Source organism: Kluyvera fluvialis (assembly GCF_059725275.1).
On the sequence record NZ_AP046142.1, the window covers coordinates 1,927,813 to 1,954,222 of the forward strand.

Consider the following 26,410-nt stretch of genomic DNA (forward strand, 5'->3'; position numbering starts at 1 on the left):
ATGGAGTTTCAACTTTATGATCTAAGGCTCATCTTGAACGTCACCGCTGTGCTTCGCCAGGCAATTGCCCGTACGCCCTGGTACAAAAAACGTAATAGTTACCGAGTTCTCTTCTGGCGTGAAATCACCCCTCTTGCTGTGCCTATCTTTCTGGAAAATACCTGCGTTCTGTTAATGGGCGTATTGAGTACCTTCCTCGTCAGTTGGCTGGGAAAAGAAGCGATGGCGGGCGTGGGGCTGGCCGATAGCTTTAATATGGTAGTGATGGCCTTTTTTGCTGCTATCGACCTCGGTACCACGGTGGTGGTCGCCTTTAGCCTTGGCAAGCGCGACAGGCGCCGAGCGCGAGCAGCGGCGCGGCAATCGCTGGTTATCATGACGCTGTTTGCGGTCGTTCTGGCGGCGGTGATTCACTATTTTGGTGCGAATATTATTAATATCGTCGCCGGTGATGCCACCGATGAAGTCAAAGGCCTGGCGCTGACGTATCTTGAGCTGACCGTGCTGAGCTATCCGGCGGCGGCGATCGCGTTAATCGGTAGCGGAGCGCTGCGTGGGGCAGGGAATACTAAGATCCCGCTGATGATTAACGGCGGGATGAATATTCTTAACATTATCATCAGTAGCATTCTGATTTACGGCGCATTTTCCTGGCAAGGAATGGGTTTTGCCGGTGCGGGACTAGGGTTAACTATTTCTCGCTATATTGGCGCAGTGGTAACGATTATCGTGCTGATGGTTGGTTTTAACCCCGCGCTGCGTATTCCGCTCAAAAGCTATTTCAAACCGCTGAACTTCGCCATTATCTGGGAAGTGATGGGAATTGGTATTCCAGCCAGCGTCGAATCGGTGCTGTTTAACAGCGGTAAATTGCTGACGCAAATGTTTGTTGCGGGTATGGGGACAGACGTTATTGCCGGTAACTTTATTGCGTTCTCGGTCGCGGCGCTGATTAACTTACCGGGTAACGCCCTCGGGTCGGCTTCCACGATTATTACCGGCAGGCGTTTAGGTACGGGGCAACTGGCGCAGGCAGAGCGCCAACTGCGCCACGTATTTTGGATGTCTACCATTGTTCTGACGCTTATTGCCTGGGGCACTGCGCCGTTCGCTGGGCTGTTTGCCTCGTTCTATACCCACGAGCAGGACGTAAAAGATGTCGTCAAAATTCTGCTGTGGATGAACGCGGCGTTTATGCCTATTTGGGCGGCCTCCTGGGTACTTCCGGCGGGCTTTAAGGGCGCGCGTGATGTCCGCTTTGCCATGTGGGTTTCCATGCTGAGCATGTGGGGCTGCCGTGTGGTTGTGGGCTATGTGTTGGGCATCGTGCTGGGCATGGGCGTTATCGGCGTCTGGATGGGGATGTTCCTTGATTGGGCTGCCCGAGCTGTGCTGTTCTACCGCCGCCTGATAACCGGCCGCTGGGCGTGGAAATATGCTCCGGCGAAGAAAACGGATACCGCCTGATACCTGAATCGCGCTGAAAGCAGTCAGAAATAGACGGTTTTCGCGCAAATAGGGGAATAAATCAGCAAACGATTTATTTTATGCAAATCAGGTTTTGACAACCAACGGGGACCTCGTTAATATTCGCCCCGTTCACACGATTCCTCTGTAGTTCAGTCGGTAGAACGGCGGACTGTTAATCCGTATGTCACTGGTTCGAGTCCAGTCAGAGGAGCCAAATTTAAAAAGCCTGCTTTCGAGCAGGCTTTTTGCTTTTCTGCGTTCAGTAAAAAACCGGGCAAGCGCCCGGCTGAGAGTGGATTAACGGAATGGCGGTTCGTTAAAGGTTCGCAGTTTACGCGAATGCAGGCGATCGCCCTCCGCGCGTAACAGGTCAATGGCGCGAATACCAATCTGCAAGTGCTCTGAGATAGCCCCTTCATAAAAACGGTTCGCCTGTCCTGGCAGCTTAATCTCACCATGCAACGGTTTATCCGACACGCACAGCAGCGTGCCGTACGGTACACGAAAGCGATACCCCTGCGCGGCAATGGTGGCGCTTTCCATATCAATCGCCACTGCACGGCTGAGGTTAAAACGCAGCGCCGACGCGGAATAGCGCAACTCCCAGTTACGGTCGTCGGTCGTGACAACCGTCCCAGTACGCAGCCGCTGTTTGACTTCCTCACCAGGCATCCCGCTCACCTGTTTCGTGGCGTCGTATAGCGCGCGCTGCACTTCAGCAATGCTCGGAATAGGGATATCCGGCGGCAATACGGCGTTCAGAACGTGGTCATCTCGTAAATACGCGTGAGCCAGCACGTAATCGCCAATCGACTGGCTCTCGCGCAGTCCGCCGCAGTGACCAATCATCAGCCAGACGTCTGGGCGCAGTACCGCCAGGTGGTCGCAAATATTCTTGGCGTTAGAAGGGCCGACGCCGATGTTGATTAACGTAATCCCCTGGCCGTCTTTGGTTATCAGGTGCCAGGCGGGCATCTGATGTTTTTTCCATGCGAGGTCAGAAATGGCTTCTTCGGGGGCTTCGGTATCGGCTGTGATCCAGATGCCGCCTGCGCATGAGAGCGACACGTATGGGCTATTCGGATCGAGAATCTGACTACAGCCCCAACGTACGAACTCATCAACGTAACGGGTGTAGTTAGTGAATAGCACAAACGGCTGGAAATGCTCTACCGGCGTTCCGGTGTAGTGACGCAGACGTGCGAGCGAGAAATCCACCCGGCGTGCGTCAAAGTGCGACAGCGGGTAAAACTCGGTGGCGTGAGTCAGGCCATCGGCGGTTTCATCGCCAATCTGCGAAAGCTCAGTTGTCGGGAACACGCGGGTTAAATCAGCGCTCATCGAGCGGTCGAGATTCAGGCCATCAATCACGTACGGGTAAGGAATCTCGTGCTGCGACAGATTTACCTCAATATGTGCGTCGTAATCTTCGTGCAACAGCGTCAGTTGCTCTAACAGATAGCTGCGAAATAACCCCGGCTGAGTGATGGTGGTGGTGTAACACCCGGAATGGGTAAACCGGCCAAAGGCGCGCGTTTTCTGCGCCTTATGCGCATTCCCACTCCAGGAAACGGAAAGTTGCGGGTAGACAAACAATCCATTGGCCCGCGCCTCTGCGCTCGGCAGTGAACGATCGTCAATAAACAGCTGAATGGCATTACGTAATGCATTTACCGATTGGTCGTACAGCGCCTGGAGTTTTTCCAGCGCTTGTTCAGGGGTTAGACTCACGCCCGTATTACTCATCGTTCGCTCCTTGGGTCAGCAATGCTGCATGTATCGATAGTATGCCAGCAGATGATGAAACAAAAGCGCTACCCAGTGGCTTTATAACAAACGATCAACCTTTAACCACCTCGTGAATACGTCAGATAAAAGCAGCGTGGCGAGCTAAAAAAGCTATTATTAACCGATATCTGCCGTGAATAATTGAGGAAAGGGAAATGACCCCTCGTGTAAAAATTTTTTGTGTTCTGGCTCTGGCGTTCAGTAGCTATAGTGCACAGGCCGTAACATACCCGCTTCCACCGGAGGGCAGCCGCCTGGTAGGGAGTACGTTGAACATCACGGTTCCGGAGAATAACCATCAACCGCTGGAAACCTTCGCCGCACAGTACGGGCAGGGGCTGAGCAATATGCTGGAGGCTAACCCTGGCGTTGATGTGTATCTGCCGAAATCAGGCTCGACGCTGGTTATACCGCAACAACTGATTCTGCCCGACACCGTGCGGCAGGGGATTGTGGTCAATGTGGCCGAAATGCGCCTGTATTATTATCCGGCGGGAAGCAATACCGTTGAAGTACTGCCAATAGGCATCGGCCAGGCCGGACGTGAAACACCGCGTAACTGGGTCACTACCGTTGAGCGTAAGCAGGAAGCGCCAAGCTGGACGCCAACGGCAAATACCCGCCGCGAATACGCCAAACGTGGCGAAAGCCCGCCTGCATTTGTGCCTGCTGGCCCGGATAACCCGATGGGGCTGTACGCCATTTATATTGGCCGCCTGTATGCTATTCACGGTACTAACGCTAATTTTGGTATCGGGTTACGCGTCAGCCAGGGCTGCATTCGCCTGCGTAACGACGACATTAAGTATTTGTTTGATAACGTGCCGATGGGTACTCGAGTGCAAATTATCGACCAGCCAGTGAAATACACCACCGAGCCGGATGGCAGCCGTTGGCTGGAAGTGCACGAGCCGTTGTCGCGCAACCGTGCAGAATATGAATCTGATAACAAAGTGCCCTTGCCGGTAACCCCTGCGCTGCGTAGTTTTACCCAAGGGGGAAGTGTTGATGGCAGCCGTGCAAGAAACGCGCTGGAGCGCCGTTCTGGTATGCCAGTGAACATTAGCTCCACCTTGTAAGTGGCGTCCCGACGGCGAAAATGATGTGGTCAACCAGGGAATACTGGGCTACATCGATGACGACTCACGGTAAAAACGGCTGCCTGCACCTGCTCACGAAAAGTTATCGTGCGTGAGAGGCTGGGGGCGGTCAGCATGAGCCAGCCTGATGGCTGGTTTATCTGGCTGTCGCTGAGAAAGTGATGAACCCAAAGGTTTAATGGTTTCCTCTTGCGAATAGGAAACTTTGCCATTTCGAGACGTTTTTTTAGTGTGCTCTGTTTTGGGCTTTAAATTCATTAATACCAGTAAAGCTAATAGAAATTAAACTGCCATGTGCTGTATTTAATAACATCCTGTTTATTTCCTGGTGAATTTCTTGAGATATCATTAACCTTAAGTTAAATATCCAGTGTCGTCCTATCAATCGATATTTCAGGCATTCTATATTTTCTGCTGTATTCTTTGAATAGCTCATCTCTTAGTTTGACGAAGATAACCGAGTTTACTGGAGCGCATATGGGGAAGCGGATTATCATTTGCTGTGACGGCACGGGAAATGAACTTAACACTACGATGTCCAACGTGCTTAAGTTTTATCGTATTTTGCAGAAGGATGAACGGCAGCAGGTATTTTATACCCCTGGCGTCGGCACGCTGAGCCAGGATAATCCGTGGCAGCGCTTTAAACAGAAATGGCGGGTGATTCTGGGGCTGGCAACCGGCTATGGTCTGGATGACGATATTCTTGAAGCCTATGAATTTCTCTGTCAGCACTGGCAACCGGAAGATAAAATTTACCTGATGGGGTTTAGTCGTGGTGCTTACACTGTACGCGTGCTCGCTGCACTTATTGAAACTATCGGCATTGTTCATGCCGATCAGCGCAACCTGGCGAGCTATGGCCTGACAGCTTACAAGGAAGCCAGCGGCGATCGGAGCGAATCAACGCAGTCCGACGAGCTGAAAACCGCCTGGTTATTTGGCCGTGTCGCCGGTGGACGCCCTGCGCGGGTTGAGTTTATCGGCGTCTGGGATACAGTGGCATCTATTATTGTCCCACGCAAAGACCGCCTGTTACCGAGCCTGCAAACCCTTCGTTTTACCCGAACCAACCGAGCTGTGAAAATTTTTCGTCAGGCGATTTCAATTGATGAAAGACGGCGCATGTTCCGGCTAAACCGTTGGACTTCGCCGCAGAATTACCGGCCTGAGCCTTATAAAAGACACAGTGAAATAGCTCAGGATATCCTGCAAGTCTGGTTTGCTGGTGTCCATTCCGATGTGGGTGGTGGCTACCCAGAGAGGGAAAGTGCGCTGTCAAAGTACCCGCTTATCTGGATGCTCGATGAGGCCGAAAAAGCCGGTTTAACCTTTGATGAGGCGGCGCGGCGCGCTATTACTGAAGGTGGTCATCTCTCTCATGGGGATGAACGTTTTGTTCCTCCTGGCCCTACGGGGGAACTGCATAATTCACTGACTTTCTTCTGGTGGATTCTGGAAATTATTCCAAAATCGGTGCGCTGGCGTAGCTGGCCGCAACGTCGTGCTTTTCTTGGGTGGTATTTGCCGCTGGGTGAACCCAGAGAAATTCCTCCAGAGTCGCTGATTCATTATTCAGTCCAGGAGCGTATGGCGTTGGATAAAACGTATCGACCGATTAACCTTAATGGCATTTACCATTTCACCGATAAATCAGAAAATCCGAACGGCATGGAGAAGGATTGATGCAATACGTTAACCGGAGGCGTGTTTCCCCCCCGCAATCATTACAGGCAGAATATGTAAAAGATGAGGGGGAAAAGATGCTGAGCTTTTTGCAGCTTATCCCAGAGCAACAGGCCCAGACTCGTCCGCCGAGAATGGCAGCGCATTCGCGAAACGGTGAGTTGTTTGCAAAGCTTGAACAATTATTCCGTGGGCGCTGTGCTTTTTGTGAAGAAACTAGCAGCTCGCTCACGGTGTCAACGTTTCGCCCCCAGGGTCATGCATCGCCACAGATCAATTTGTCAGACTCACATCTCTATTATTCCTGGCTAGCCGGTAGTTGGCAGAATCAATATTTGATTTGCAATGAATGCAACAAACATTCGCGTAATTATTTTCCGGTACAGGGAAAACGGGCACCGGTGCCATCGGCACAAGCGTTTCGCGATTTTCTGGAAAGCCGTGACGGGCTGTGGCCCGAGTGGCCACCGAAAGAACGTAACCTGCTGCTCGATCCCTGCGAGACGAAAACCATGTATACCCATTTTGCCGTCGAGGCGCAGGGAAAACTGGTGCCGCTTTCGCTGCAAGGATACGAAACAATCCGCACGTATGGCCTCAATCGAGAGCGACTTGTTATGGTACGCGCAGGACACTTTGCACACTATCTGGATGCGATGGTAGACGCGATTACGCAACATTCCTCTACATTGTTGAAACGGTATTTTCAGTTCGCTGAATTAGAATTTGGCGGGAGCTGGTATCTGTTGTTACGCCGTATTGCCGCTAAACTGGGGACGCGAAAAGGGGCAATGCCCTACCTCTCTTCAGCCCGTATAGAGAGAGTTTTTTTGCCGTTGCTCCGACAAGAGCAAGGTTACCTTTGGTTCAGAGAGGCCGTAGATGCGCTGTGGCTGGATGAGATAGTTCCCTATTCTAAGGTCGATAAGGTTGAACTTGCTGATGCGCCGATTGATACGCTGAAGTCCGTCGAGTTCCGGCACTTCAAATCGCTGGAAAATTTGACGCTTACGCTACCCCAGGCAGCGGCAGAGCGTCCAGACTCTGACAAACAAGAAGCGGCGGCGGTACTGGTTCTCGGCGAAAATGCGACCGGAAAAAGCTCTATTCTGGAAGGCATCGCGTTGGCAATGACGACGCAAGCAGCACGAGACAAGCTGGCGCTTAACTGGCGAGGCTATGTGCTAAACCCGCGATTGATGGGCGGAGAGCCAGAGGATGACTCGGCAACTGCGCAGGTGAAAATAACCAGCTCGTTGGGGAATTCAAGACGGCTGACGATAGCAAGTGGAGCGCCCAGGATAGACAGTGAGGGGATGTTCAACGTCGGTCCCGTTTTTGCGTATGGTGCTTTCCGTCATTATCAGCATAAGCAGCGTGCATTCTCGCCCGATCTCGCCGTGCGAAACCTGTTTGATGGCAGTGTGCTCAGTAACCCTGAGCGATGGCTGTTGAAGTTAAGCGACGCAAGATTCGATATGGTGGTCAGAGCATTACGTGAAATACTGGCCGTAGAGGGCGAATTTGCGGTTGTCAAACGCGACAAGCAAACTAAGGAATGTAGCATCATAACGGCTATCAACGGTTACGGCGGCGTTTCGACACCAACGGAAACGCCGTTAAACGTCGTTTCATCCGGCTTTCGTTCTGTGCTCGCTATGGTCTGTGACATTATGCGAGGGTTGATGGACGCCAGAGTTAACCCTGGCTTTGATGGGTTAGAAACGGCTCGTGGCGTCGTTCTGATCGATGAAGTGGAAGCCCATCTGCACCCGCGCTGGAAAATGCAGATAATGAACGGTCTGCGGCGTGCTTTGCCTCACCTCACGTTTATCGTAACGACCCATGACCCGCTCTGTTTGCGCGGGATGTATGACGGGGAAGTACAGGTACTACAGCGCATAACCAGCCATGACGTTGCGGTAAACAGTGCTTACCCTACGGTTGTACAGGTTCTCACCGAGTTACCTGGGGTTGAGACGATGCGCGTTGAGCAACTGCTGACATCTGATTTCTTCCAGCTATATTCCACAGAGACGCCGGAAATAAATCGACAGATGGCTAATGTTGCCGATCTCTTGACAAAAAACGAGCTCAATAGCGAAGAGAAAGCCGTGGTGGCGCATTTCCAGCAAGATATTGCTGAAGCCATGCCTGTCGGAACGTCCGAAGCCCATCGCCTGGTACAGGAAGCCGTGGCAATCTACTTGAAAAGGCGGCGTGATAGTTCTGCCGATCGGATCAAAGCGCTACGCGATGCCACGCGTAATGAGATTCTGGATATTTTACAGAAGGTCATGCAATGAGAAAAATTGACCGCAGCAAAAAGCAGGCTTTAGCGCCCGCCGTGCTGAGTGCAAAAAACAAACAGGGCATGACTGAGCTGGAGTGCTCACGGGTGCACTATGCGGCGGCCGATGGGCATAAAAAGAGTTTTCCCTTTAAAGCCTATAAGCATGATGACATCAAAAAACGGCTGAATGAGATCTTCCATTATAAATGCGCCTATTGTGAAACATTCTTTTCCGCTTCGGCTCCGGTGGATATCGAACACTATCGTCCGAAAAGCGCGGTGAGCGAGGATCACGCCCATCCTGGATACTGGTGGTTGGCGATGGATTGGGACAATCTGTTGCCTAGCTGCATCGATTGTAACCGCAAGCGCAAGCAGAAGACGGTGGATGGCTCAACTCGCCTGAGCGACCTGTTGGAAAATGCGATGCGAGGGCGCCATTTATCCGGCAAAAAGGACAGTTTCCCGCTTGCGGAGGGAGGCGTTCGTCTTCAACCGGAAGCGCGAGATGTGGGGGCGGAACAGCCGTTGCTACTGAATCCTTATGTCGATGATCCCTTGCAGCATTTGCAATTTGTCAGCACGGGAAACCCACCGGTGAGTCTGGTGGTGCCTGGCGGCGAACCGACGAGCGCGAAAGGGGCAACCTCGATTCATGTCTATGGATTAAACCGGCTTGGACTGGTGCAGGAGAGAACCCGTTATCTGCGCCGGCTGGAGTTTTTGGGCGAGATGCTGTTATCGCTTGGGCAACTTATCGACGAGTTGAATGGGATGGGGCTTTCTCCGGCGCAAATCGAGAAGATAAAACCTCGGCTGGTTTTTTTGTTGCAGAAGACCGGTGACGAAATGAAACAGATGGCGGCCCCAGAGCAGCCCTATTCAGCGATGGTGGCGTCCTGGATAGGCAATTTCTATCAACAAGTTGAGCGACGCGGCGCGCAGTGACAGGCGCAAGCCCAGCCCACCAGGGCCTGAAAAGCAAAAAGCCTGCTCGAAAGCAGGCTTTTTAAATTTGGCTCCTCTGACTGGACTCGAACCAGTGACATACGGATTAACAGTCCGCCGTTCTACCGACTGAACTACAGAGGAATCGTGTGAACGGGGCGAATACTAACGAGGTCCCCGTTGGTTGTCAAAGGGTGAAAAGCCTAATTGTGTTTGTTTGCTGACAATTTCAGCAATTTGCGCATAATTGCTGGTTTTTTAGCTCATATGCACCGTGAAAGTGCAGATTTACCCTATATCGGGCAGCGACGCATTCTCGGCTTAGATGAAAACGTGTCTGAGATATGGCTTTTCTTTGTTTTTCATATTGTTAAAAAATTGGCAAGTATCTTGCAAATCCTCCGATTACTGAACGCCAGCATGGCTGGTTATCTCTTACCGGAGGCAAAAATGAACTTAAGACGACTGAAGTACTTTGTGAAAATCGTCGATATCGGCAGCCTGACACAAGCCGCTGAAGTGCTGCATATCGCGCAGCCAGCGCTGAGCCAGCAGGTGGCGACCCTGGAAGGAGAGCTTGATCAGCAACTGTTGATTCGGACAAAACGCGGCGTCACGCCAACGGAGGCGGGCAAGGTGTTGTATAGCCATGCGCGGACCATTCTACGCCAGTGTGAACAGGCGCAGTTAGCGGTGAACAACGTAGGCCAAACGCTGAGCGGCGCGGTATCCATCGGTCTGGCTCCCGGCACAGCGGCATCGTCAATGATCATGCCGTTGCTCCAGGCGGTACGAAATGAGCTGCCAGCGGTGCTGGTGTATCTGCATGAGAATAGCGGCACGGTGTTAAACGACAAATTGCTCAGCGGCCAGTTGGATATGGCGGTGCTGTACGATCGCACGCCGCTTGCCGGTATCGTCAGCCAACCGCTGTTGAAAGAGGATTTGTATCTGGTCGGCACGCGAGAGTGCCCTGGGCAAAGCGTTGATCTTACGGCGGTCGCAGAGATGAATCTCTTTTTACCACGAGACTACAGCGCCGTGCGTGCACGTGTTGATGAGGCATTCTCTCTGCGCCGTTTAACCGCCAAAATTATCGGCGAGATCGAGTCGATTTCAACTCTAACCGCTGCGATTGCCAGCGGCATGGGCGTGACCGTGCTACCAGAATCTGCGGCGCGCTCGCTGTGTAGCGCGGCGAATGGCTGGATGGCGCGTATCACCACGCCATCAATGAGCTTACCGCTGTCGTTGAATGTGTCGGCTCGTGGACAACTGACGCCACAGGCGCAGGCAGTGAAAGAGATTTTGATGTCATTGGTGAGCCGCCCAATGCGGGATAACAGGGAATTGCTGCTGGTGAGCTAAGCTTATATTCCATTCAGATATATGTTGCTGGTTTTTATTATTTGTTTGCGCGCTCAACAGACTTTAACAATAGCGCAATGTCTGATTGATCCGGAGGGAAGCGTGAACTTCCAGCAACTCAAAATTATTCGCGAAGCGGCGCGGCAGGATTACAACCTGACCGAAGTTGCCAATATGCTTTATACCTCGCAGTCTGGCGTTAGCCGTCATATCCGTGAGCTTGAAGAGGAGCTGGGGATTGAGATTTTTATTCGACGCGGGAAACGCCTGTTAGGGATGACCGAGCCGGGTAAAGCGCTATTGGTGATTGCCGAGCGTATTCTGAACGAGGCCAGTAACGTTCGCCGCCTGGCCGATTTGTTCACCAACGATGCGTCGGGCGTGCTGACGATTGCAACCACCCACACGCAGGCGCGCTATAGCTTGCCGCCGGTGATTAAAGCATTTCGGGAGATTTTTAAAGATGTGCGCCTTGAGTTGATTCAGGGAACACCGCAGGAGATAGATGCGCTGTTGCATAATGGCGGGGCGGATATCGGCATCGCCAGTGAGCGCCTGAGCAACGACGCGACGCTGGTGGCCTTCCCGTGGTTTCGCTGGCACCACAGCTTGCTCGTTCCTCAGGATCATCCGTTAACCCAAACGTCTCCGTTGACGCTGGAAGATATTGCTCGCTGGCCGCTTATTACTTATCGGCAGGGGATTACCGGGCGTTCGCGCATCGACGAGGCTTTTAATCGCAAGGGACTGACGCCGGATATTGTGCTGAGCGCGCAGGATTCTGATGTGATTAAAACGTATGTCGAGCTGGGGTTGGGGATTGGTCTGGTGGCAGAACAGTCTGGCGACTCGCAAGAGTCGGGCAACCTGGTGCGGTTGGATACTCACCATTTATTTGATGCCAACACCGTTTGGTTGGGGTTAAAACGAGGGCAGTTGCAACGCAATTACGTGTGGCGTTTTATTGAGTTATGTAACGCAGGGCTGTCGCTTGAGGAGATCAAACGCCAGGCAATGGAACTGGAAGAAACGGTACTGGACTATCAGATTTAATATCTGATGCGGGTAAAGCGCCTGAAAAGCAAAAAGCCTGCTTGAAAGCAGGCTTTTTAAATTTGGCTCCTCTGACTGGACTCGAACCAGTGACATACGGATTAACAGTCCGCCGTTCTACCGACTGAACTACAGAGGAATCGTGTGAACGAGGCGAATACTACTGTTCCTCGATATTTGTGTCAACACTAAATTTAACTTGCTGATTCAATTGGCTGAATTTAGCTCAAGGTGTTGTTTTAGTGTACTGCTGATGAATTTCCATCCTGTTGGTTATTATCGCGCAATCTTTGTAGTGGATCTTGTTGATAGAAGCCGCAGAAACGCTGCCACAGTGCAGGGAAGCGTGGGGCGAAAAGTTCAGGGGCGCTGAAAAAGTACTCAGACAGTACCGCAAAGCATTCTGCTGGGTCGGTCGCCGCATAGGCATCAATGCTGGCGGCGTTTTCGCCTACCAAATCAATCTCATCCTGAATGTTGTTCATTGCTGCATGAAGGTCATGCTCCCAACCCGCGACTTCGCGCAGGGGAATGAGCGGTACGCCGCTGGCACGGTCACCGTTGCGAGTATCCAGCTTGTGGGCGACTTCATGGATTATCAGGTTGAAACCGGAGGCATCGAACGAGTCTTGAATATCCAGCCAGTTCAGGACGATAGGACCTTGCTGCCAGCTTTGGCCGGACTGCACCACGCGCTGGTTGTGTACCAGACCGATGTCATCCTCCCACTCATCGTCAACGATAAACGGGGCAGGGTAGATAAGAATTTCGTGGAAACCGTCGAGCCATTCCAAACCCAGTTCCATCACCGGCAGACAAAATAGCAGGGCGATTCGCGCCTCGGTAACGGGTTCGACCACTAATCCTTGTAAAAAAACCAGCCGCTTTTGCTGTAAAAAACGGCCAGCCAGCTGAACCAGCTTTAGCTGTTCGTCGATAGAAAGGTTGGCTAACAGAGGGATCGCCAGGGCTTGTGCCCAGGGCAAATCTGTTTTATCGGCAGTGTCACTTGCTTTCCAGGGCCATTTAATCATCGTTTTGCTCGCAAACTCGTCACTTGAACGCAATTGAAGAGACTGGGTCTGTTAAAATGCCAAATAACCTGGCATGATGGCAACCATCAAAACGGAGAGATGCCAGAGCGGCTGAATGGACCGGTCTCGAAAACCGGAGTAGGGGTAACTCTACCGGGGGTTCAAATCCCCCTCTCTCCGCCACTTTTCAATAAGTTATCTCACACACTCCGTCTGTTTTTCCTTACTCGAACGCCCGTAGAATATTTTCGTAGCGGTCAACCGTCACTTGATTATGTCCGCAATTGTGACGCTGAACACAGGAATACTCGGCACAATCTCTATTTATGCTATACGCTCATCAGTTGGCGGGTTTGTCGCCACGCCTGAACTGGCTCGAATAACCAATTCTACCGGCAACTGAATATTTGCCTCCTGCGCCCCCGATAACAGTACCTTTAACGTCTCATGACCCAACTGATGCTTATTCACGGCAACCGTTGTAAGCGCGGGCTGTGACCATGCAGCGGTTTCAATATCATCAAAACCGACTACGGCGATATCTTCCGGCACGCGTAAACCGCGTTGGGCACATGCCTGTAGTACCAACAGTGCGGTGGCATCGTTATAGGCGAAAATGGCATCTGGCGGTTGCGACAGGCTTAAAAGCTCGTTAATCGCCTCTTGTAATGCGCGCTCGGTATCTAACTGCGGCAGGGCGATCGCTTCATATTCCGGTGGCATCAGCAGTCGCGCTTCGTATAACGCCTGGCGATAGCCTTTTTCGCGCTGGCGAATACTGTAATGGGAGAGGGTGCTAGCCAAAAATGCAATGCGCGAGCGGCCTTGCGCTAACAGATGGCGAGTGGCGAGATATCCGCCTTGCTGGTTATCAGGGTTAATACAGGGCAGCCCTGGTGACCATAGGTCAACGAGTACCAGCGGCAGTTTGAGCTGTTCAAGCACCGCCAGCAGTTCGGGTTCAAAAAAACCAGCACAAATGAGGGCGTCGGGCTGGTGGAGCATAACCTGCTCGGCAACGGGGTCACTGGGGCCGAGCGATAAAAAGCTCAGCGCGATACCCTGGAGGCGGCATGATGCCTCTATAGCCAAAAATAGCGGTGAGTAGAACGGCAGCGCGCGGGCAATGTTGTGCTGGCGGTGCAGCAAAAACAGCACCCGTTTAATTTTATCGTTGCGCAGGCGGGAGAAGTCATACCCCTGTTGCTCTGCGACGGCGATAATCCGCTGTCGGGTTTCTTCGCGCAGGCCTGGCTGGCCTTTCAGGGCGCGAGATACCGCGCCGGGTGATACGCCGCAGGCAGCGGCGATATCACGGATTCTGACGGCTTTAGTCATTTCTCTCCCATTTATTTACTTGCGCTGTGCCCCAAGCCAGGCCGCACCGCGTACGCCGCTGCTATCGCCATGAAGCGCTTGTATCACCGGTGTACAGCATTGCTTGCCAAATACGTACTGTGCGATGCGCTGCTGTAGCTCAGGGTAGATCTGTGGAATGTTAGATACGCCGCCGCCGAGAACGATCGCATCAGGATCAAGTGTGTTGATAACCCCGGCGAGCGAACGGGCGAGTTGATCGCGATAACGATCCCACAGTTGAGCGGCTGCGGCGTTTCCGGCATTCAGCTGTTCAATAATATGTGGCACTTTATCATGTTTATTAAACATCTGAGAATACTGGCGCTCCAGGCCGCTGCCGGAGATAAAGTTCTCAATGCAGTTGAATTGGCCGCAGTAGCATTCGGCGGTGTCGCCATCTTTGTCTGGCTGATAACTCGGCAGCGCGTTGTGGCCCCATTCACCGGCACAGGCATTCGGGCCGGTGATCAGACGGCCATCAACGCATAACCCGCCGCCGCAGCCCGTACCGAGAATCACACCAAAAACGACGCCGTAACCTTTACCTGCGCCGTCCATTGCTTCGGATAGCGTAAAACAGTTGGCATCGTTGGTGACGGCAACGGGCATGGCGAGCTGTTGTTCAAGCTGCTGGACAAACGGCTGTTGGTTGAGCACCAAAATGTTGGAGTTTTTAATAAGCCCATCACTGCCCGCAGCACCCGGAATCCCTAACCCGATGGTTAGTGCCGGTTGCGTAGCCTGCCGCGCTTCTGTAATTGCAGCAATGACCGCCTGGAAAAAGGCCTCGTAGTTTTGCTTTGGGGTGGTATACCGTTTGCGGTAAACCGTTTCGCCGTGGTCATCCAGCACGACGGCCTCTATTTTTGTCCCGCCAATATCTAATCCTAATCTCATCGTTGTTTCCCTGCTGAGTGTTTGAGTGATAAAGGTCAGTGTAATTTTGTTGTTTACTATACAAAAGTGGTGAGTGTGCAATGTGTGAGTACAGCCCATTTATTGCCACTGAACGTATCAGGACGACGGTTGAATAGATGGGCGTGGTGAGCAGAGGCGAGACGTTTCTTGATAGAGAATATTGAAGGCGGGGCAAAAAATTGGCCCTGAAAACTCAGAGCCAATTTACAGAGGTTACTGACACCTGCCATTGCGGATTATTGGCAGGTTTGCGTGGGCGATTAGCGTTGAGTGCAGCCCGCACACTGTTTGTTTTGGATCTGCTGGAAGAAGTCGTTGCCTTTGTCATCAACGAGGATGAACGCCGGGAAGTTTTCAACTTCGATTTTCCAGATAGCTTCCATGCCCAGCTCAGGGTAGGCCACGCATTCCAGGCTCTTAATGCTGTCTTGCGCTAATACCGCTGCCGGGCCGCCGATGCTGCCCAGGTAGAAACCGCCATGTTTATGGCATGCGTCGGTCACCTGCTGGCTACGGTTGCCTTTCGCCAGCATGACCATGCTTGCGCCGTGAGATTGCAGCAGGTCAACGTAGGAGTCCATGCGCCCTGCGGTGGTTGGGCCTAAAGAACCGGATGCATAACCTTCTGGCGTTTTCGCCGGGCCTGCGTAGTAGATTGGGTGATCTTTGACGTACTGCGGCAGTTCTTCGCCGTTATCCAGCAGCTCTTTCAATTTTGCGTGAGCGATATCACGCGCCACGATAATCGTGCCGTTCAGCGACAGGCGGGTTGATACCGGGTGCGCGGAAAGCTGAGCAAGAATTTCGCTCATCGGCTGGTTGAGGTTGATGCTAACGGCGTCGCCTTCACCCTGCTGACGCAGCGCTTCTGGAATGTACTGCGCTGGGTTGTGCTCCAGTTTTTCAATCCAGATACCGTCACGGTTGATTTTCGCTTTGATGTTACGGTCAGCAGAGCAAGAAACCCCCATACCGATTGGGCAAGATGCACCGTGACGCGGCAGACGAACAACGCGAATATCATGAGCAAAGTATTTACCGCCGAACTGTGCGCCCAGGCCCAGGTTCTGCGCTTCTTGCATCAGTTCCTGCTCCAGTTTCACGTCGCGGAATGCCTGGCCGTGCTCGTTACCTTCAGTCGGCAGGCCGTCATAGTAACGAGTGGAAGCCAGTTTTACCGTTTTCAGCGTTACTTCTGCGGATGTCCCGCCAATGACGAACGCGATGTGGTACGGCGGGCAGGCTGCTGTGCCCAGAGTGCGCATTTTCTCTACCAGATAGTTTTTCAACTTAGCGGGAGTAATCAGCGCTTTAGTTTCCTGATAGAGATAGGTTTTGTTTGCGGAACCGCCACCTTTAGCGATGCACAGGAATTTGTACTCGTCGCCATCAACGCTGTAGAGGTCAATCTGCGCGGGCAGGTTCGTACCGGTGTTCACTTCTTTATACATGTCCAACGCCGCGTTCTGGGAATAGCGCAGGTTGTCGGAAATGTAGGTGTTGTATACGCCCTGAGACAGTGCCGCTTCATCGCCACCACCGGTCCATACGCGCTGGCCTTTTTTACCCATGATGATGGCCGTGCCGGTGTCCTGGCAGGTTGGCAAAATGCCTTTGGCGGCGATGTCAGAGTTACGTAGGAATTGCAGCGCGACGTATTTGTCGTTTTCGCTGGCTTCTGGGTCGTTAAGAATGGCTCCAACCTGTTTCTGGTGGGAAGGGCGCAGCATAAAAGCTGCATCATGGAACGCTTGTTGTGCCAGCAGAGTCAGGGCTTCAGGTTCAACTTTCAACACGTCCTGGCCGTCAAATTGGCTAACGGAAACGTGCTCGCGGCTCAGCAGATAGTATTCGGTGTCATCGTGGGCCAGCGGGAAAGGATTCTGGTAAACAAAAGGTTTATTCGACATAGCGTATTGCTCCATAAAAATAAAACCGCCGGCAGTTGCCTACCGACGGTTATGAATCAGAACATCATGGACATCCACGGGTAACCAATCAGCAGCAGCGCTGCCAGGAAGATGCCGCCAAAGATTGTACCGAGACGCCAGTAGTCTTTGGTTGGCAGGTAGCCGCTACCGTAGTAAATCGGGCTAGGGCCAGTACCGTATGGGGTGATAATCCCCATGATACCCAGTGAAGTCACCATCAGCAGGACGAACACTTCCATGTTCATGCCCGGAATGGTAGAGGCGATGGTCAGCATCGCAGGCAGCAGCGCAGTGGTGTGCGCGGTGGTGCTGGCAAACAGATAGTGCAGCAGGTAGAACGCCAGCAGCAGTACGATGGTAGCAACACCCGGAGAAATACCGCTCATCAGCAGGCCGCCTTCTTTACCCAGCCAGCCGATAAAGCCGGTAGAGGAGAGGCCATCGGCCAGTGCGACCAGAGTTGCGAACCACACGAAGGTGTTCCATGCCGCTTTATTGCCAGTGATATCGTTCCATTCCAGCACGCCAGTCCACAGCATCAGGCCGATAATCAGCAGTGCCGCCATCGCTGGTTCAATCCATGCGGCAGCGAAAATCCACATCATCAGTGCGCAGCAAACAAATACCAGCAGCAGGATTTCGTTACGGGACAGTTTGCCCAGTTTTTCCAACTCACGGCTTGCCCACAGCGGCACTTCATCATTAATTTTCACTTCTGGCGGGTAGAACCAGTAAGCCAGCAGCGGCATCGCCAGAATCAACAGCACACCCAGCGGCAGGAAGGCGATGAACCACGTACCCCAGGAAATGTTGATACCGACAATGCTTTTCACCAGCGCCAGTGCCAGCAGGTTAGGCGCCAGAGCTGAAAGGAACATCGAGCTGGTGATACAGGCGGCGGTGATCGCCACCCACATCAGGTAAGAACCGATTTTACGTGCGCTTGGGTCATTCGGTTTTGAACCGTACAGCGGTGGCAGGTTAGCGATAATCGGGTAGATAGTCCCGCCGCTACGTGCGGTGTTAGACGGGGTAAACGGAGCCAGCAGCAGATCGGCGAGGGTAATGGCATAACCTAGCGTCAGGCTGCGACGCCCCAGGTATTTCACCAGAATCAGCGCCAGACGGCGGCCAAAACGGGTTTTGTCATAACCGGCGGCGAACATGAAAGCGCCGAAGATAAGCCACACAGTGGAGTTACCAAAACCGCTGACGGCCCATTTAAAGGATGCGCCTGCCAGTTTGAATTTCGGGTCCGCCAGTTGTTCTGGGCTGAACAGCACCCATTGGCTGCAAAGGGCGATAGCCACGACACCCGTCAGGCCGATAACCGCGCCTGGCAGAGGTTCAAAGATGAGGCCAACAATGACACCCACAAAGATAGCGAAATAGTGCCATGCATAAGGAGGTAGCCCCTCAGGAACCGGAACAAAGAGTAACAATATGGCCACGATAATGGGCAGGGCCATCATCAAGAGGCGATTTTTCTTACCCGCTTTGGGTTTACTCACCGGGGTTGGCGAGGGCGATGTCGCAGTTTTCTCGTTCATATTACGCTTCTATAAGTAGTTAATAATTCGGTTCATAAAAATCATCAGCTGCTTTTTTTAGTTTTTTTACTTTATTTAGATTACAAAAGCGTTGCTGGCAATTTTGAATATAGATAATTACCGCCGTTTTATTTAGCGCTAATTTGAAAAATTCTTATATTTATATAATGCTCTTTTGAAGGCCATTACAATTGATCAGGATCAAATAAACGCGAGCGTGGAATTATTTTTATACTTCGGGAATAACCCCATTAGGTTATGGGGTATTATTACGCTTAACTCTATTTAAAATCATGTTTTAAATATTAAAATAACAATGCTTGTGTGTATAACGATTTGTTTTTAAAGGTGTTTATCGTTTGCGTGTTACCGTGTTATTTTACGTGTTTACGTTATCAGCAAAGAGATATTTATTAAATAAATGTGAATAAAATATAATTTAATTAATAACACTATGGAGGTACTGGTGTTATTCATGGGATTAAATAGTTTTTTAACTAACGTAATAGCTTTCGTAACTAAATTTATCGCTATATTAATAGCATGATATCGGCAAAACAAATAACTCAAATGCAGCCCGATCCCGAATTCTCGAATTTATTTTTTAAAGTTTGGAGTTAACTATTATGAACAATGATCATCGCGTACTCAGCTCCTTTACATTACCGAATGGCACCGAGCTAAAAAACCGCTTATTCATGGCTCCCATGACAACGTGTTCAGGGTATTACGACGGTTCCGTGAGCAGCGAACTTATCGAATACTACCGTGCTCGTGCCGGACGCATTGGGACAATCATCGTAGAGTGCTGCTTTGTTGACGATTTAGGTCTGGCTTTCCCTGGCGCACTGGGTATTGATAGCGACGACAAAATCGCGGGGTTGGCGAAAATCGCCGAAGCCATTAAATCTCAGGGTTCCAAAGCACTGCTGCAAATCTATCACGGTGGCCGTATGGTCGATCCGAAACTGATTGGTGGCCGTACGCCGGTTGGCCCAAGCGCTGTCGCGGCTCCGCGTGATGGTGCGGCAACCCCTGTTGCGCTGACCTCCGAAGAAGTTTCTGCCATGGTGGGGAAATTTGGTGACGCCGTTCGCCGCGCGATCCAGGCAGGCTTTGATGGCGTTGAGCTGCACGGTGCGAACACCTACCTGATCCAGCAGTTCTACTCCCCAAACTCTAACCAACGTGATGATGAGTGGGGCGGCAGCCGCGATAACCGCGCTAAATTCCCGCTGGCGGTGCTGGAAATCACCCATAAAATGGTACGCCAGTACGCTGATGATGCGTTCATCATCGGTTACCGTTTCTCGCCAGAAGAGATGGAAGTCCCGGGAATTCGTTTTGACGACACCCTGTACCTGCTGGAAAAACTGGCCGAGCGCGGCCTGGATTATCTGCACTTCTCCGTCGGCGCAACACTGCGTTCGTCTATTGTGGATACCACAGATCCAACGCCACTGATTGAAAAATACGTTGCGATGCGTTCTGAAACACTGGCGCAAATCCCGGTGATGGGCGTGGGCGGTGTCGTCAATGAAGATGATATTGAAACGGCGATGGCGCACGGTTATGACCTGGTTGCCGTAGGCCGTGCTTGTATCGCTTACCCAGACTGGGCCGATCGCATTGCTGACAGCCAGACGCTGGATCTGTTTATCGATAGTACGCAGCGTGAAGCGCTGAATATCCCCGAACCACTGTGGCGCTTCTCGCTGGTAGAAGCGATGATTCGCGATATGAGCATGACGGTGTCTAAATTCAAGCCGGGCGTGTTTGTTGAGAAAGTGCAGGACGAAGCGGGCGAACTGGTGATTAACGTTAGCCTCGAAACCGACCATATCGCGGATATCGAACTGGCAAGCGGTGTCGATCAGGATGTTGAATTCGTGACCAGCTTTGAAGAAATTCGCTCCCGCATTCTGGACGCTAACACGCCACACGTTGACGCTATTTCCGGTGCGACCAGTCAGAGCGAAGCGGTGAAAAAAGCCGTTTCTAAAGCGATGGTGAAATCCAGTAAAGCGCTGCAAGCTGAAGAGGGTGGTGAAGATTGTGCGCCACAGGCTTACGACGTCGTGGTAGTCGGTAGCGGCGGCGCTGGCCTGGCAGCCGCCATTCAGGCACACGACGACGGCGCTCGCGTGCTGATCGTCGAAAAAATGCCAACCATTGGCGGTAACACCATTAAAGCGTCCGCTGGGATGAACGCCGCAGAAACGCGCTTCCAGCGTGTGAAAGGGATTCAGGACAGCAAAGAGCTGTTCTACGAAGAAACGCTGAAAGGCGGTAAAAACAAAAACAACCCAGAGCTGCTGCGTCGCTTTGTTGAAACAGCGCCTCAGGCGATTGAATGGCTGGCCGATCGCGGCATTATGCTGAACGACATCACCACTACCGGTGGGATGAGCATTGACCGTACTCACCGTCCAAAAGACGGTTCTGCGGTGGGCGGCTATCTGATCAGCGGTTTGGTGCGTAACGTCACAAAACGTCAGATTGATGTCATGCTTGACACTTCTGTGGTCGATATTGTGATGGAGGGCGGTGAAGTTTCTGCCGTTCGTCTGCTGACTGACGAACAGGAAAACCTGACCATTCAGACCCGTAGCATCATCGTGGCAACCGGTGGTTTCAGTGCTAACAGTGAAATGGTGGTGAAATATCGCCCGGATCTGGCAGGCTTCGTGACCACTAACCATAAAGGTGCGACGGGCGGCGGTATCGCTCTTCTGGAACGTATTGGCGCAGGTACGGTCGATATGGGCGAAATTCAGATTCACCCAACGGTAGAACAGAAAACGTCTTACCTGGTTTCTGAGTCTATCCGTGGCGGCGGGGCGATTCTGGTGAGCCAAAAAGGGAACCGTTTCTTCAACGAAATGGAAACTCGCGATAAAGTCTCGGCGGCGATTATTGCTCTGCCTGAGCACTATGCTTACATCGTGTTCGATGAGCATGTTCGTACCAAAAACAAAGCGGCGGACGAGTACATTGCGAAAGGTCTGGTGACCAGCGCGAGCACGGTGAGCGAGCTGGCGGCTAAACTGGGCCTCGATGAAGAAACCTTCCTGGCGACACTGTCCCGTTACAACGGCTTTGTTGAAAAACAGGACGATGAAGAGTTTGGCCGTAAAACTGCACTGCGCGCGCCAATTAACGAAGGGCCATTCCACGCCATTCAGATTGCGCCAGGCGTGCACCACACTATGGGCGGTGTGACCATTAACACCGACACCTGTGTGCTGGATGAAAACAAACAGGTTATTCCTGGTGTTTATGCTGCCGGTGAAGTGGTGGGCGGTATCCACGGTGGCAACCGAATTGGCGGTAATGCTGTTGCTGATATTATTATCTTTGGTACGCTTGCCGGTCATCAGGCCGCGCTTCGTGCAGAGCAGGAACCCTGGGCTATGCTTGAGTCGGCATAATTCACCCACGGCATAGCCCTGTAGCCCGGCGAAGCGTTGCGACGCCGGGCAGTTTGTCTCAACAAGGGGGAAGTTGATGTCTGATTCCGCAAGGGTTTACAGTTATTCAGCCGTGCTAATGGGCTCTCCCATTCTGCTCAAACTTTTCGCTCATAATGAGCCGCTCGCCTCACGCGTTTTCCGCTTAATCAAACAGTATGAAGACCTGCTCACCGTCAACCGTGCTCATTCGCAGGTGATGGATATCAACCATGCCGCCGGTAAACATCCGGTGCAGGTGAGCAGCGCGGTCTACTCCCTTATCAAATGCGCCAAAGCCGCCAGCTTGCTGCCGCAGAGTGCGTTTAATCTGGCTATCGGCCCGTTAGTGAAACGCTGGCGTATTGGTTTTCGCGGTGACAGTGTGCCCCCGGCGGATGATATTGCGCGCCTGCTGGCCCTTACTGACCCAACGCAAGTGGTGCTTGATGACGCGCAACAGAGCGTTTATTTGGCGCAACCGGGAATGGAAATAGACTTGGGCGCAATAGCCAAAGGTTATATTGCTGACCGAGTGCGTGATTATCTGCGCAAAGAGGGCGTGGCTCAGGGGCTGATTAATCTTGGCGGCAACGTGCAAACGCTAGGAACGCCAGAGGGGGGGTGGGCCATTGGCTTAAAAAAACCGTTCTCTACCGCTGGCGCGATGATCGGCACACTGGAAATTGAGAACAAATCAGTAGTGACATCTGGCGTTTACGAGCGTTTCTTTGAGCACAATGGCCATGTGTATCACCATATTCTCGACCCGCGCACCGGTTATCCGCTGGACAACGAGTTAGACAGCGTGACTATCGTCAGTACCGACTCCATCGATGGCGATATCTGGACCACGCTAATGTACGGCATGGGCGTTGAGAAAGGCTGTGCCGCGCTGCGCTCACGGCCAGATATTGAAGCGATTTTTGTCACCAAAGCGAAAGAGGTGGTGCTGTCTTCATCCCACCATTATCGCTTCACGCTGTTGGATAACGGCTATTGCCTTACTGGCAATACTGTTTAAGCAAACCGTATTGTTCCGGCTGTAAACGGTAGCGGTACACCGGACGGCCGGTTGCGCCATAATGAATGCTGGTGAATAAAATATTGATTTGTGCCAGCCATATCAGATATTTACGGCATGATACGCGTGAGATATTCACCGCTTGCGCCAGGTCATCAGTTGAAAATTCCATATCAGGGTGGGCGTCTATCCATTGACACAAGGTACGCAGCGTTTGCGGCGTTAAACCTTTTGGCAACCGTTTAGTGTCGGCTAATTCCGGCGCGCCGCCGTGCAGAAGTCGGTCTACGTCAGCCTGCTCGTAATAAGCATGGCTGCCCATTAACTGTTTTTTCTCACGCCAGCTCAGTAATGCTTCTTCGAAACGCGGAAACTGGAACGGTTTTATCAGGTAATCCACCACGCCATAGCGCAGCGACGTTTGCACTGTCGCAGCGTCGGACGCGGAGGAGATCATAATCACGTCAATAGCGCGCCCAGAGTTACGCACCACGGGCAGCAGATCCAGCCCGTTGTCCAGTTGCATATACACATCGAGTAAAATCAAATCGATAGGCTGGGAGGTGTCGAGCACTTTGTCCTGGGCTTGTTGCAGCGTAGAGGCGATACCACAGCAGACGAAGCCATCTACTCTTTCGATGTAACAACGGTTAAGGTCAGCCACCATGGCATCATCATCGACTATTAAAACATTAATCACGCGCTGTTCCTCTCGCTGTCCCAGGGAATATGTACAAAAAATTGCGTAAAGACGCCAGGCTCTGACTCGACGGTGATCGTGCCGCCAAGATTCTCTATTTGCTGGCGCGCCAAAAATAACCCAACCCCACGGTTTTCACCTTTGGTTGAAAATCCTTTATAAAAAATAGCGTCGATCTGATCCGGGGCGATCCCCGGGCCGTCATCGCTGACCTCACCGCTCAGCCAGCCATTTTGGTAATGCAGCAGCAGGCTAATTTCGCCTTCGCGCTGATTGGCCATCGCATCAAGAGCATTCTCAATCAGGTTGCCGAGTACCGTAATCAGCACGGCAACCTGTTGTTCATTCGGGTTATCAGGGATCAGGCTCTCTTCCGATAAGACAAGTGAGATCCCAGCATCTCTGGCTCGGCTGATTTTGCCCAGCAGGAAACCGGCGATAATCGGTGATTTGATCTTGTGCTGTAGAGTACCAATTTCAGTCTGATAATTCTGCGCCGTCTGCAAGATGTAGTCTTCGAGCTTATCGTAGTTTTTCATATGCAGTAGCCCCAGAATCACGTGCAGCTTGTTCATAAACTCATGGGAGTGGCTGCGCAGGGCATCGACATAATTCACCAGACCGTCCATTCGCTTCATTAACTGGCTGACTTCGGTTTTATCGCGGAAGGTGCTAATCGCACCAATGACCCGCTTGTTATTACGTATCGGCACGGTGCTGCACAGCAGCAACCTCCCATTGCAGCCAATCTTCTGGTCTTTAATCGCGTTACCGCTGGCTAATACCTCTTTCAAATTTTCCAGCAGCGGTGCGTGACGCGTCGCGCCAAGTGCTGTTGCTTCAACGGAGAATAAAATCCGCCGCGCGGCTTGGTTAATCAGTGTCACCCGACCTTTATCATCCACGGCGATAACCCCTTCGCGCAGTGATTGCAGCATGGCCTGGCGCTGCTCAAAGAGGCTGGAAATTTCGTGTGGCTCAAGGCCAAACAGAATGTTTTTCAGCACCCGCACCAGTCCCCAGGTGCCGAGCGTGCCGACAACCGCGCCGAACAAAATAAACCAGATGGCGTCCAGGCGTGCGCTGTTAACTTGTTGGCTGACTTTTTGTAGCGAGATCCCAACGATAACCACGCCTATTTGTTTTTTATGCTCGTCATAAATAGGCGTGAAAACGCGCAGCGCCTCAGCCAGAACGCCGTGATTAATCGAACAGTTCTCTTTGCCGGAAAGCGCAGGCTTAATATCTTCGCCAATAAAATGTTGACCAATCAGATGGGCATTAGGGTGCGAATAACGCACGGCATCCATGTTGGTCACGACGGCGTATAACAGCCCGTTTCTCTGCTGTACGACGGTTGCGAGTGGCTGGATGATATTTTGTTCCGGTGTGCCCTGAAGCCCACGTTTAATTTCTGGCGAATCGGCTAATGTGCGGGCGATGGCAAACGCGGTATCTTCGACGCCTGCGCGGGTGGTTTTAGTGACTTGCACAAAATAGAAGGCGTATACCACCAGCAATACGGAAATAATGATGCTGCAAACCATCAGCGTGACCAGTGTACTGAGCTTGATTGGGCGCTTCGGGTGGGGCGGATGCTGCTGCAATTCGCGCATTAAAACCTTCATTTATCAATCGCAAAAACGCATTATCGCCGAAGTATATGATTTCTTAAAGCTGTCACGCTCTTACAAAGCTAAACCTCTGTTTGTGACCGTTCTCGCAGAGCTATTGATACAAAACACTTTAGTATTGGTGAAGAACCCATAATAAGGAGTCCGTTTATGAGCACTAAGCTTGCAGGTTCAGTCATGGAAAGACGCAGTGCAACGACGGCTGAGATCGACCGGCTGGCGACCCGCGATATGTTAAACGTTATCAACCAAGAAGATAAACGTATCCCCGATGCGATAACCCCTTGTCTTGACGAGATTGCCCGCCTGGTTGACAGCGCGGTGGCAACGTTGAGTCGCGGTGGCCGTGTGGTGATAGCCGGGGCGGGGGCATCCGGTCGCAATGCGATTCTGACTGCCAACGAATTTGCACCGGATGAGAAACACCCTGTTGTGGGGTTGATTGCCGGTGGGGCGTTGGCGATGCTGCACGATATGAGCGAGGCGGCTCTCGATTATAATCGGGGAGTGCTGGACCTCCAGTCCATTGGGTTCACGGAAAACGATATGCTGGTGGCGCTGACGGTTGGCGGTAAAACGCCGTGGCTGTGGGGCGCGATGCGTCACGCGTGGTCATTAGGCGCGACGCGCGCGGTGATTACCCGTAACTTGCAAAACGAAGCGACAGAGCTTGCCGATATTGTGATTGCTCCGCAAACCGGCGCGGAGGTGGTTGCGGGGTATGGCAACCCGAAAGCGATTAGCGCACAGCGGATGATTTTGTCGATGCTGACAACCGGGCTGGCTATCCGCAGTGGCCGGGTTTATAGCAATATGCGGGTGGATATCAGCAACAGCAATACCCACATGACCGAGCGTCAGATTGCTATCGTGATGGAAGCGGGCGGGTGTTCACGTGCGGTGGCGAAAGCGGCGCTGGAAAGCTGTGACTATCACTGTAAGACTGCCATTGTAATTGTGCTCACCGGAATGGATGCATGGAAAGCGCATGAACTGTTGGCGCAAAACAACGGCTTTGTGCGGATGGCATTACAGGAAGCGCCATAATTCAGACGGAGAGTATGAAATCCACAAACAATATAGCCCGCATGATGCGGGCTATATT

Annotated in this window: 18 protein-coding genes and 4 tRNA genes; 12 read left to right on the forward strand and 10 right to left on the reverse strand. The window is 52.1% G+C overall.

The genetic code is table 11. From position 1 onward, the window contains the following. Positions 1–1,467 carry an EmmdR/YeeO family multidrug/toxin efflux MATE transporter gene (locus tag AC6I4B_RS09170; protein ID WP_497772077.1) on the forward strand — a complete coding sequence of 489 codons (1,467 nt, stop codon included), beginning with the start codon at positions 1–3 and terminating at the stop codon, positions 1,465–1,467. 141 nt (positions 1,468–1,608) lie between these two features. Then, a tRNA-Asn gene (locus AC6I4B_RS09175) sits at positions 1,609–1,684 on the forward strand. An 83-nt stretch (positions 1,685–1,767) separates the two neighbouring features. On the opposite strand, the gene AC6I4B_RS09180 is transcribed toward AC6I4B_RS09175, so the two are convergent. Then, positions 1,768–3,216: an AMP nucleosidase gene (locus AC6I4B_RS09180; RefSeq protein WP_497771161.1), complete on the reverse strand. Its 1,449-nt coding sequence runs from the start codon at positions 3,214–3,216 to the stop codon at positions 1,768–1,770. A gap of 197 nt (positions 3,217–3,413) precedes the next feature. On the opposite strand from AC6I4B_RS09180, the gene ldtA reads away from it, so the two are divergent. From ldtA to AC6I4B_RS09200, 4 genes are all read left to right on the forward strand, one after another. After that, the gene (gene ldtA, locus AC6I4B_RS09185) at positions 3,414–4,337 is read left to right on the forward strand and encodes a L,D-transpeptidase (RefSeq protein WP_497771162.1); all 924 of its coding nucleotides are present in this window, start codon (positions 3,414–3,416) and stop codon (positions 4,335–4,337) included. Positions 4,338–4,835: 498 nt separating this feature from the next. Continuing rightward, positions 4,836–6,044 (forward strand): T6SS phospholipase effector Tle1-like catalytic domain-containing protein, encoded by a 1,209-nt coding sequence (locus tag AC6I4B_RS09190; protein ID WP_497771164.1) that lies wholly within the window; start codon positions 4,836–4,838, stop codon positions 6,042–6,044. Further along, on the forward strand, positions 6,044–8,350 hold the full coding sequence (locus AC6I4B_RS09195) for an AAA family ATPase (protein ID WP_497771165.1): 2,307 nt from the start codon (positions 6,044–6,046) through the stop codon (positions 8,348–8,350). The genes AC6I4B_RS09190 and AC6I4B_RS09195 overlap by 1 nt, the downstream gene beginning before the upstream one ends. After that, on the forward strand, positions 8,347–9,285 hold the full coding sequence (locus AC6I4B_RS09200) for an HNH endonuclease family protein (RefSeq protein WP_497771167.1): 939 nt from the start codon (positions 8,347–8,349) through the stop codon (positions 9,283–9,285). Before AC6I4B_RS09195 ends, AC6I4B_RS09200 begins: the two co-directional genes overlap by 4 nt. Positions 9,286–9,353: 68 nt before the next feature. On the opposite strand, the gene AC6I4B_RS09205 is transcribed toward AC6I4B_RS09200, so the two are convergent. Continuing rightward, a tRNA-Asn gene (locus AC6I4B_RS09205) sits at positions 9,354–9,429 on the reverse strand. Between the two features lie 306 nt (positions 9,430–9,735). Here AC6I4B_RS09205 and nac point away from each other — a divergent pair. After that, on the forward strand, positions 9,736–10,653 hold the full coding sequence (nac, locus tag AC6I4B_RS09210) for a nitrogen assimilation transcriptional regulator NAC (protein WP_497771168.1): 918 nt from the start codon (positions 9,736–9,738) through the stop codon (positions 10,651–10,653). A gap of 102 nt (positions 10,654–10,755) precedes the next feature. Further along, positions 10,756–11,706 (forward strand): HTH-type transcriptional regulator Cbl, encoded by a 951-nt coding sequence (gene cbl / locus AC6I4B_RS09215; RefSeq protein WP_497771170.1) that lies wholly within the window; start codon positions 10,756–10,758, stop codon positions 11,704–11,706. Positions 11,707–11,769: 63 nt separating this feature from the next. Here cbl and AC6I4B_RS09220 read toward each other — a convergent pair. Both AC6I4B_RS09220 and mtfA read right to left on the reverse strand, forming a co-directional pair. Beyond that, positions 11,770–11,845 (reverse strand) — tRNA-Asn (locus AC6I4B_RS09220). Positions 11,846–11,945: 100 nt separating this feature from the next. Further along, positions 11,946–12,740 (reverse strand): DgsA anti-repressor MtfA, encoded by a 795-nt coding sequence (mtfA, locus tag AC6I4B_RS09225; protein ID WP_497771171.1) that lies wholly within the window; start codon positions 12,738–12,740, stop codon positions 11,946–11,948. A 93-nt stretch (positions 12,741–12,833) separates the two neighbouring features. Here mtfA and AC6I4B_RS09230 point away from each other — a divergent pair. After that, positions 12,834–12,923 (forward strand) — tRNA-Ser (locus tag AC6I4B_RS09230). 141 nt (positions 12,924–13,064) lie between these two features. Here the strand turns inward: AC6I4B_RS09230 and AC6I4B_RS09235 are convergent. From AC6I4B_RS09235 to AC6I4B_RS09250, 4 genes are all read right to left on the reverse strand, one after another. Beyond that, on the reverse strand, positions 13,065–14,078 hold the full coding sequence (locus AC6I4B_RS09235; protein ID WP_497771173.1) for a LacI family DNA-binding transcriptional regulator: 1,014 nt from the start codon (positions 14,076–14,078) through the stop codon (positions 13,065–13,067). Between the two features lie 15 nt (positions 14,079–14,093). After that, complete coding sequence (locus tag AC6I4B_RS09240) at positions 14,094–14,996, reverse strand: ROK family protein (RefSeq protein WP_497771174.1); 903 nt, start codon at positions 14,994–14,996, stop codon at positions 14,094–14,096. 281 nt (positions 14,997–15,277) lie between these two features. Continuing rightward, positions 15,278–16,927, reverse strand: a complete 1,650-nt coding sequence (gene fumA, locus AC6I4B_RS09245) for a class I fumarate hydratase FumA (RefSeq protein ID WP_497771176.1) — start codon at positions 16,925–16,927, stop codon at positions 15,278–15,280. Between the two features lie 56 nt (positions 16,928–16,983). After that, entirely contained in the window at positions 16,984–18,498 is a 1,515-nt protein-coding gene (locus AC6I4B_RS09250; RefSeq protein ID WP_497771177.1) for an anion permease, read from the reverse strand. Positions 18,499–19,124: 626 nt separating this feature from the next. Between AC6I4B_RS09250 and AC6I4B_RS09255 the strand changes: the two genes are divergently transcribed. Both AC6I4B_RS09255 and AC6I4B_RS09260 read left to right on the forward strand, forming a co-directional pair. Beyond that, entirely contained in the window at positions 19,125–21,929 is a 2,805-nt protein-coding gene (locus tag AC6I4B_RS09255; protein WP_497771179.1) for a flavocytochrome c, read from the forward strand. Between the two features lie 76 nt (positions 21,930–22,005). Further along, on the forward strand, positions 22,006–22,971 hold the full coding sequence (locus AC6I4B_RS09260) for an FAD:protein FMN transferase (protein WP_497771180.1): 966 nt from the start codon (positions 22,006–22,008) through the stop codon (positions 22,969–22,971). Here AC6I4B_RS09260 and dcuR read toward each other — a convergent pair. Together dcuR and AC6I4B_RS09270 are read right to left on the reverse strand one after the other, a co-directional pair. Further along, positions 22,952–23,671, reverse strand: coding sequence for a two-component system response regulator DcuR (gene dcuR, locus AC6I4B_RS09265; protein ID WP_497771182.1), 720 nt, complete (start codon positions 23,669–23,671; stop codon positions 22,952–22,954). The two genes, AC6I4B_RS09260 and dcuR, sit on opposite strands and share 20 nt — an antisense overlap. Continuing rightward, entirely contained in the window at positions 23,668–25,287 is a 1,620-nt protein-coding gene (locus AC6I4B_RS09270) for a sensor histidine kinase (protein WP_497772078.1), read from the reverse strand. The genes dcuR and AC6I4B_RS09270 overlap by 4 nt, the downstream gene beginning before the upstream one ends. 168 nt (positions 25,288–25,455) lie before the next feature. On the opposite strand from AC6I4B_RS09270, the gene AC6I4B_RS09275 reads away from it, so the two are divergent. Next, positions 25,456–26,352, forward strand: coding sequence for an N-acetylmuramic acid 6-phosphate etherase (locus AC6I4B_RS09275; protein WP_497771183.1), 897 nt, complete (start codon positions 25,456–25,458; stop codon positions 26,350–26,352). Positions 26,353–26,410: the final 58 nt, after the last annotated feature.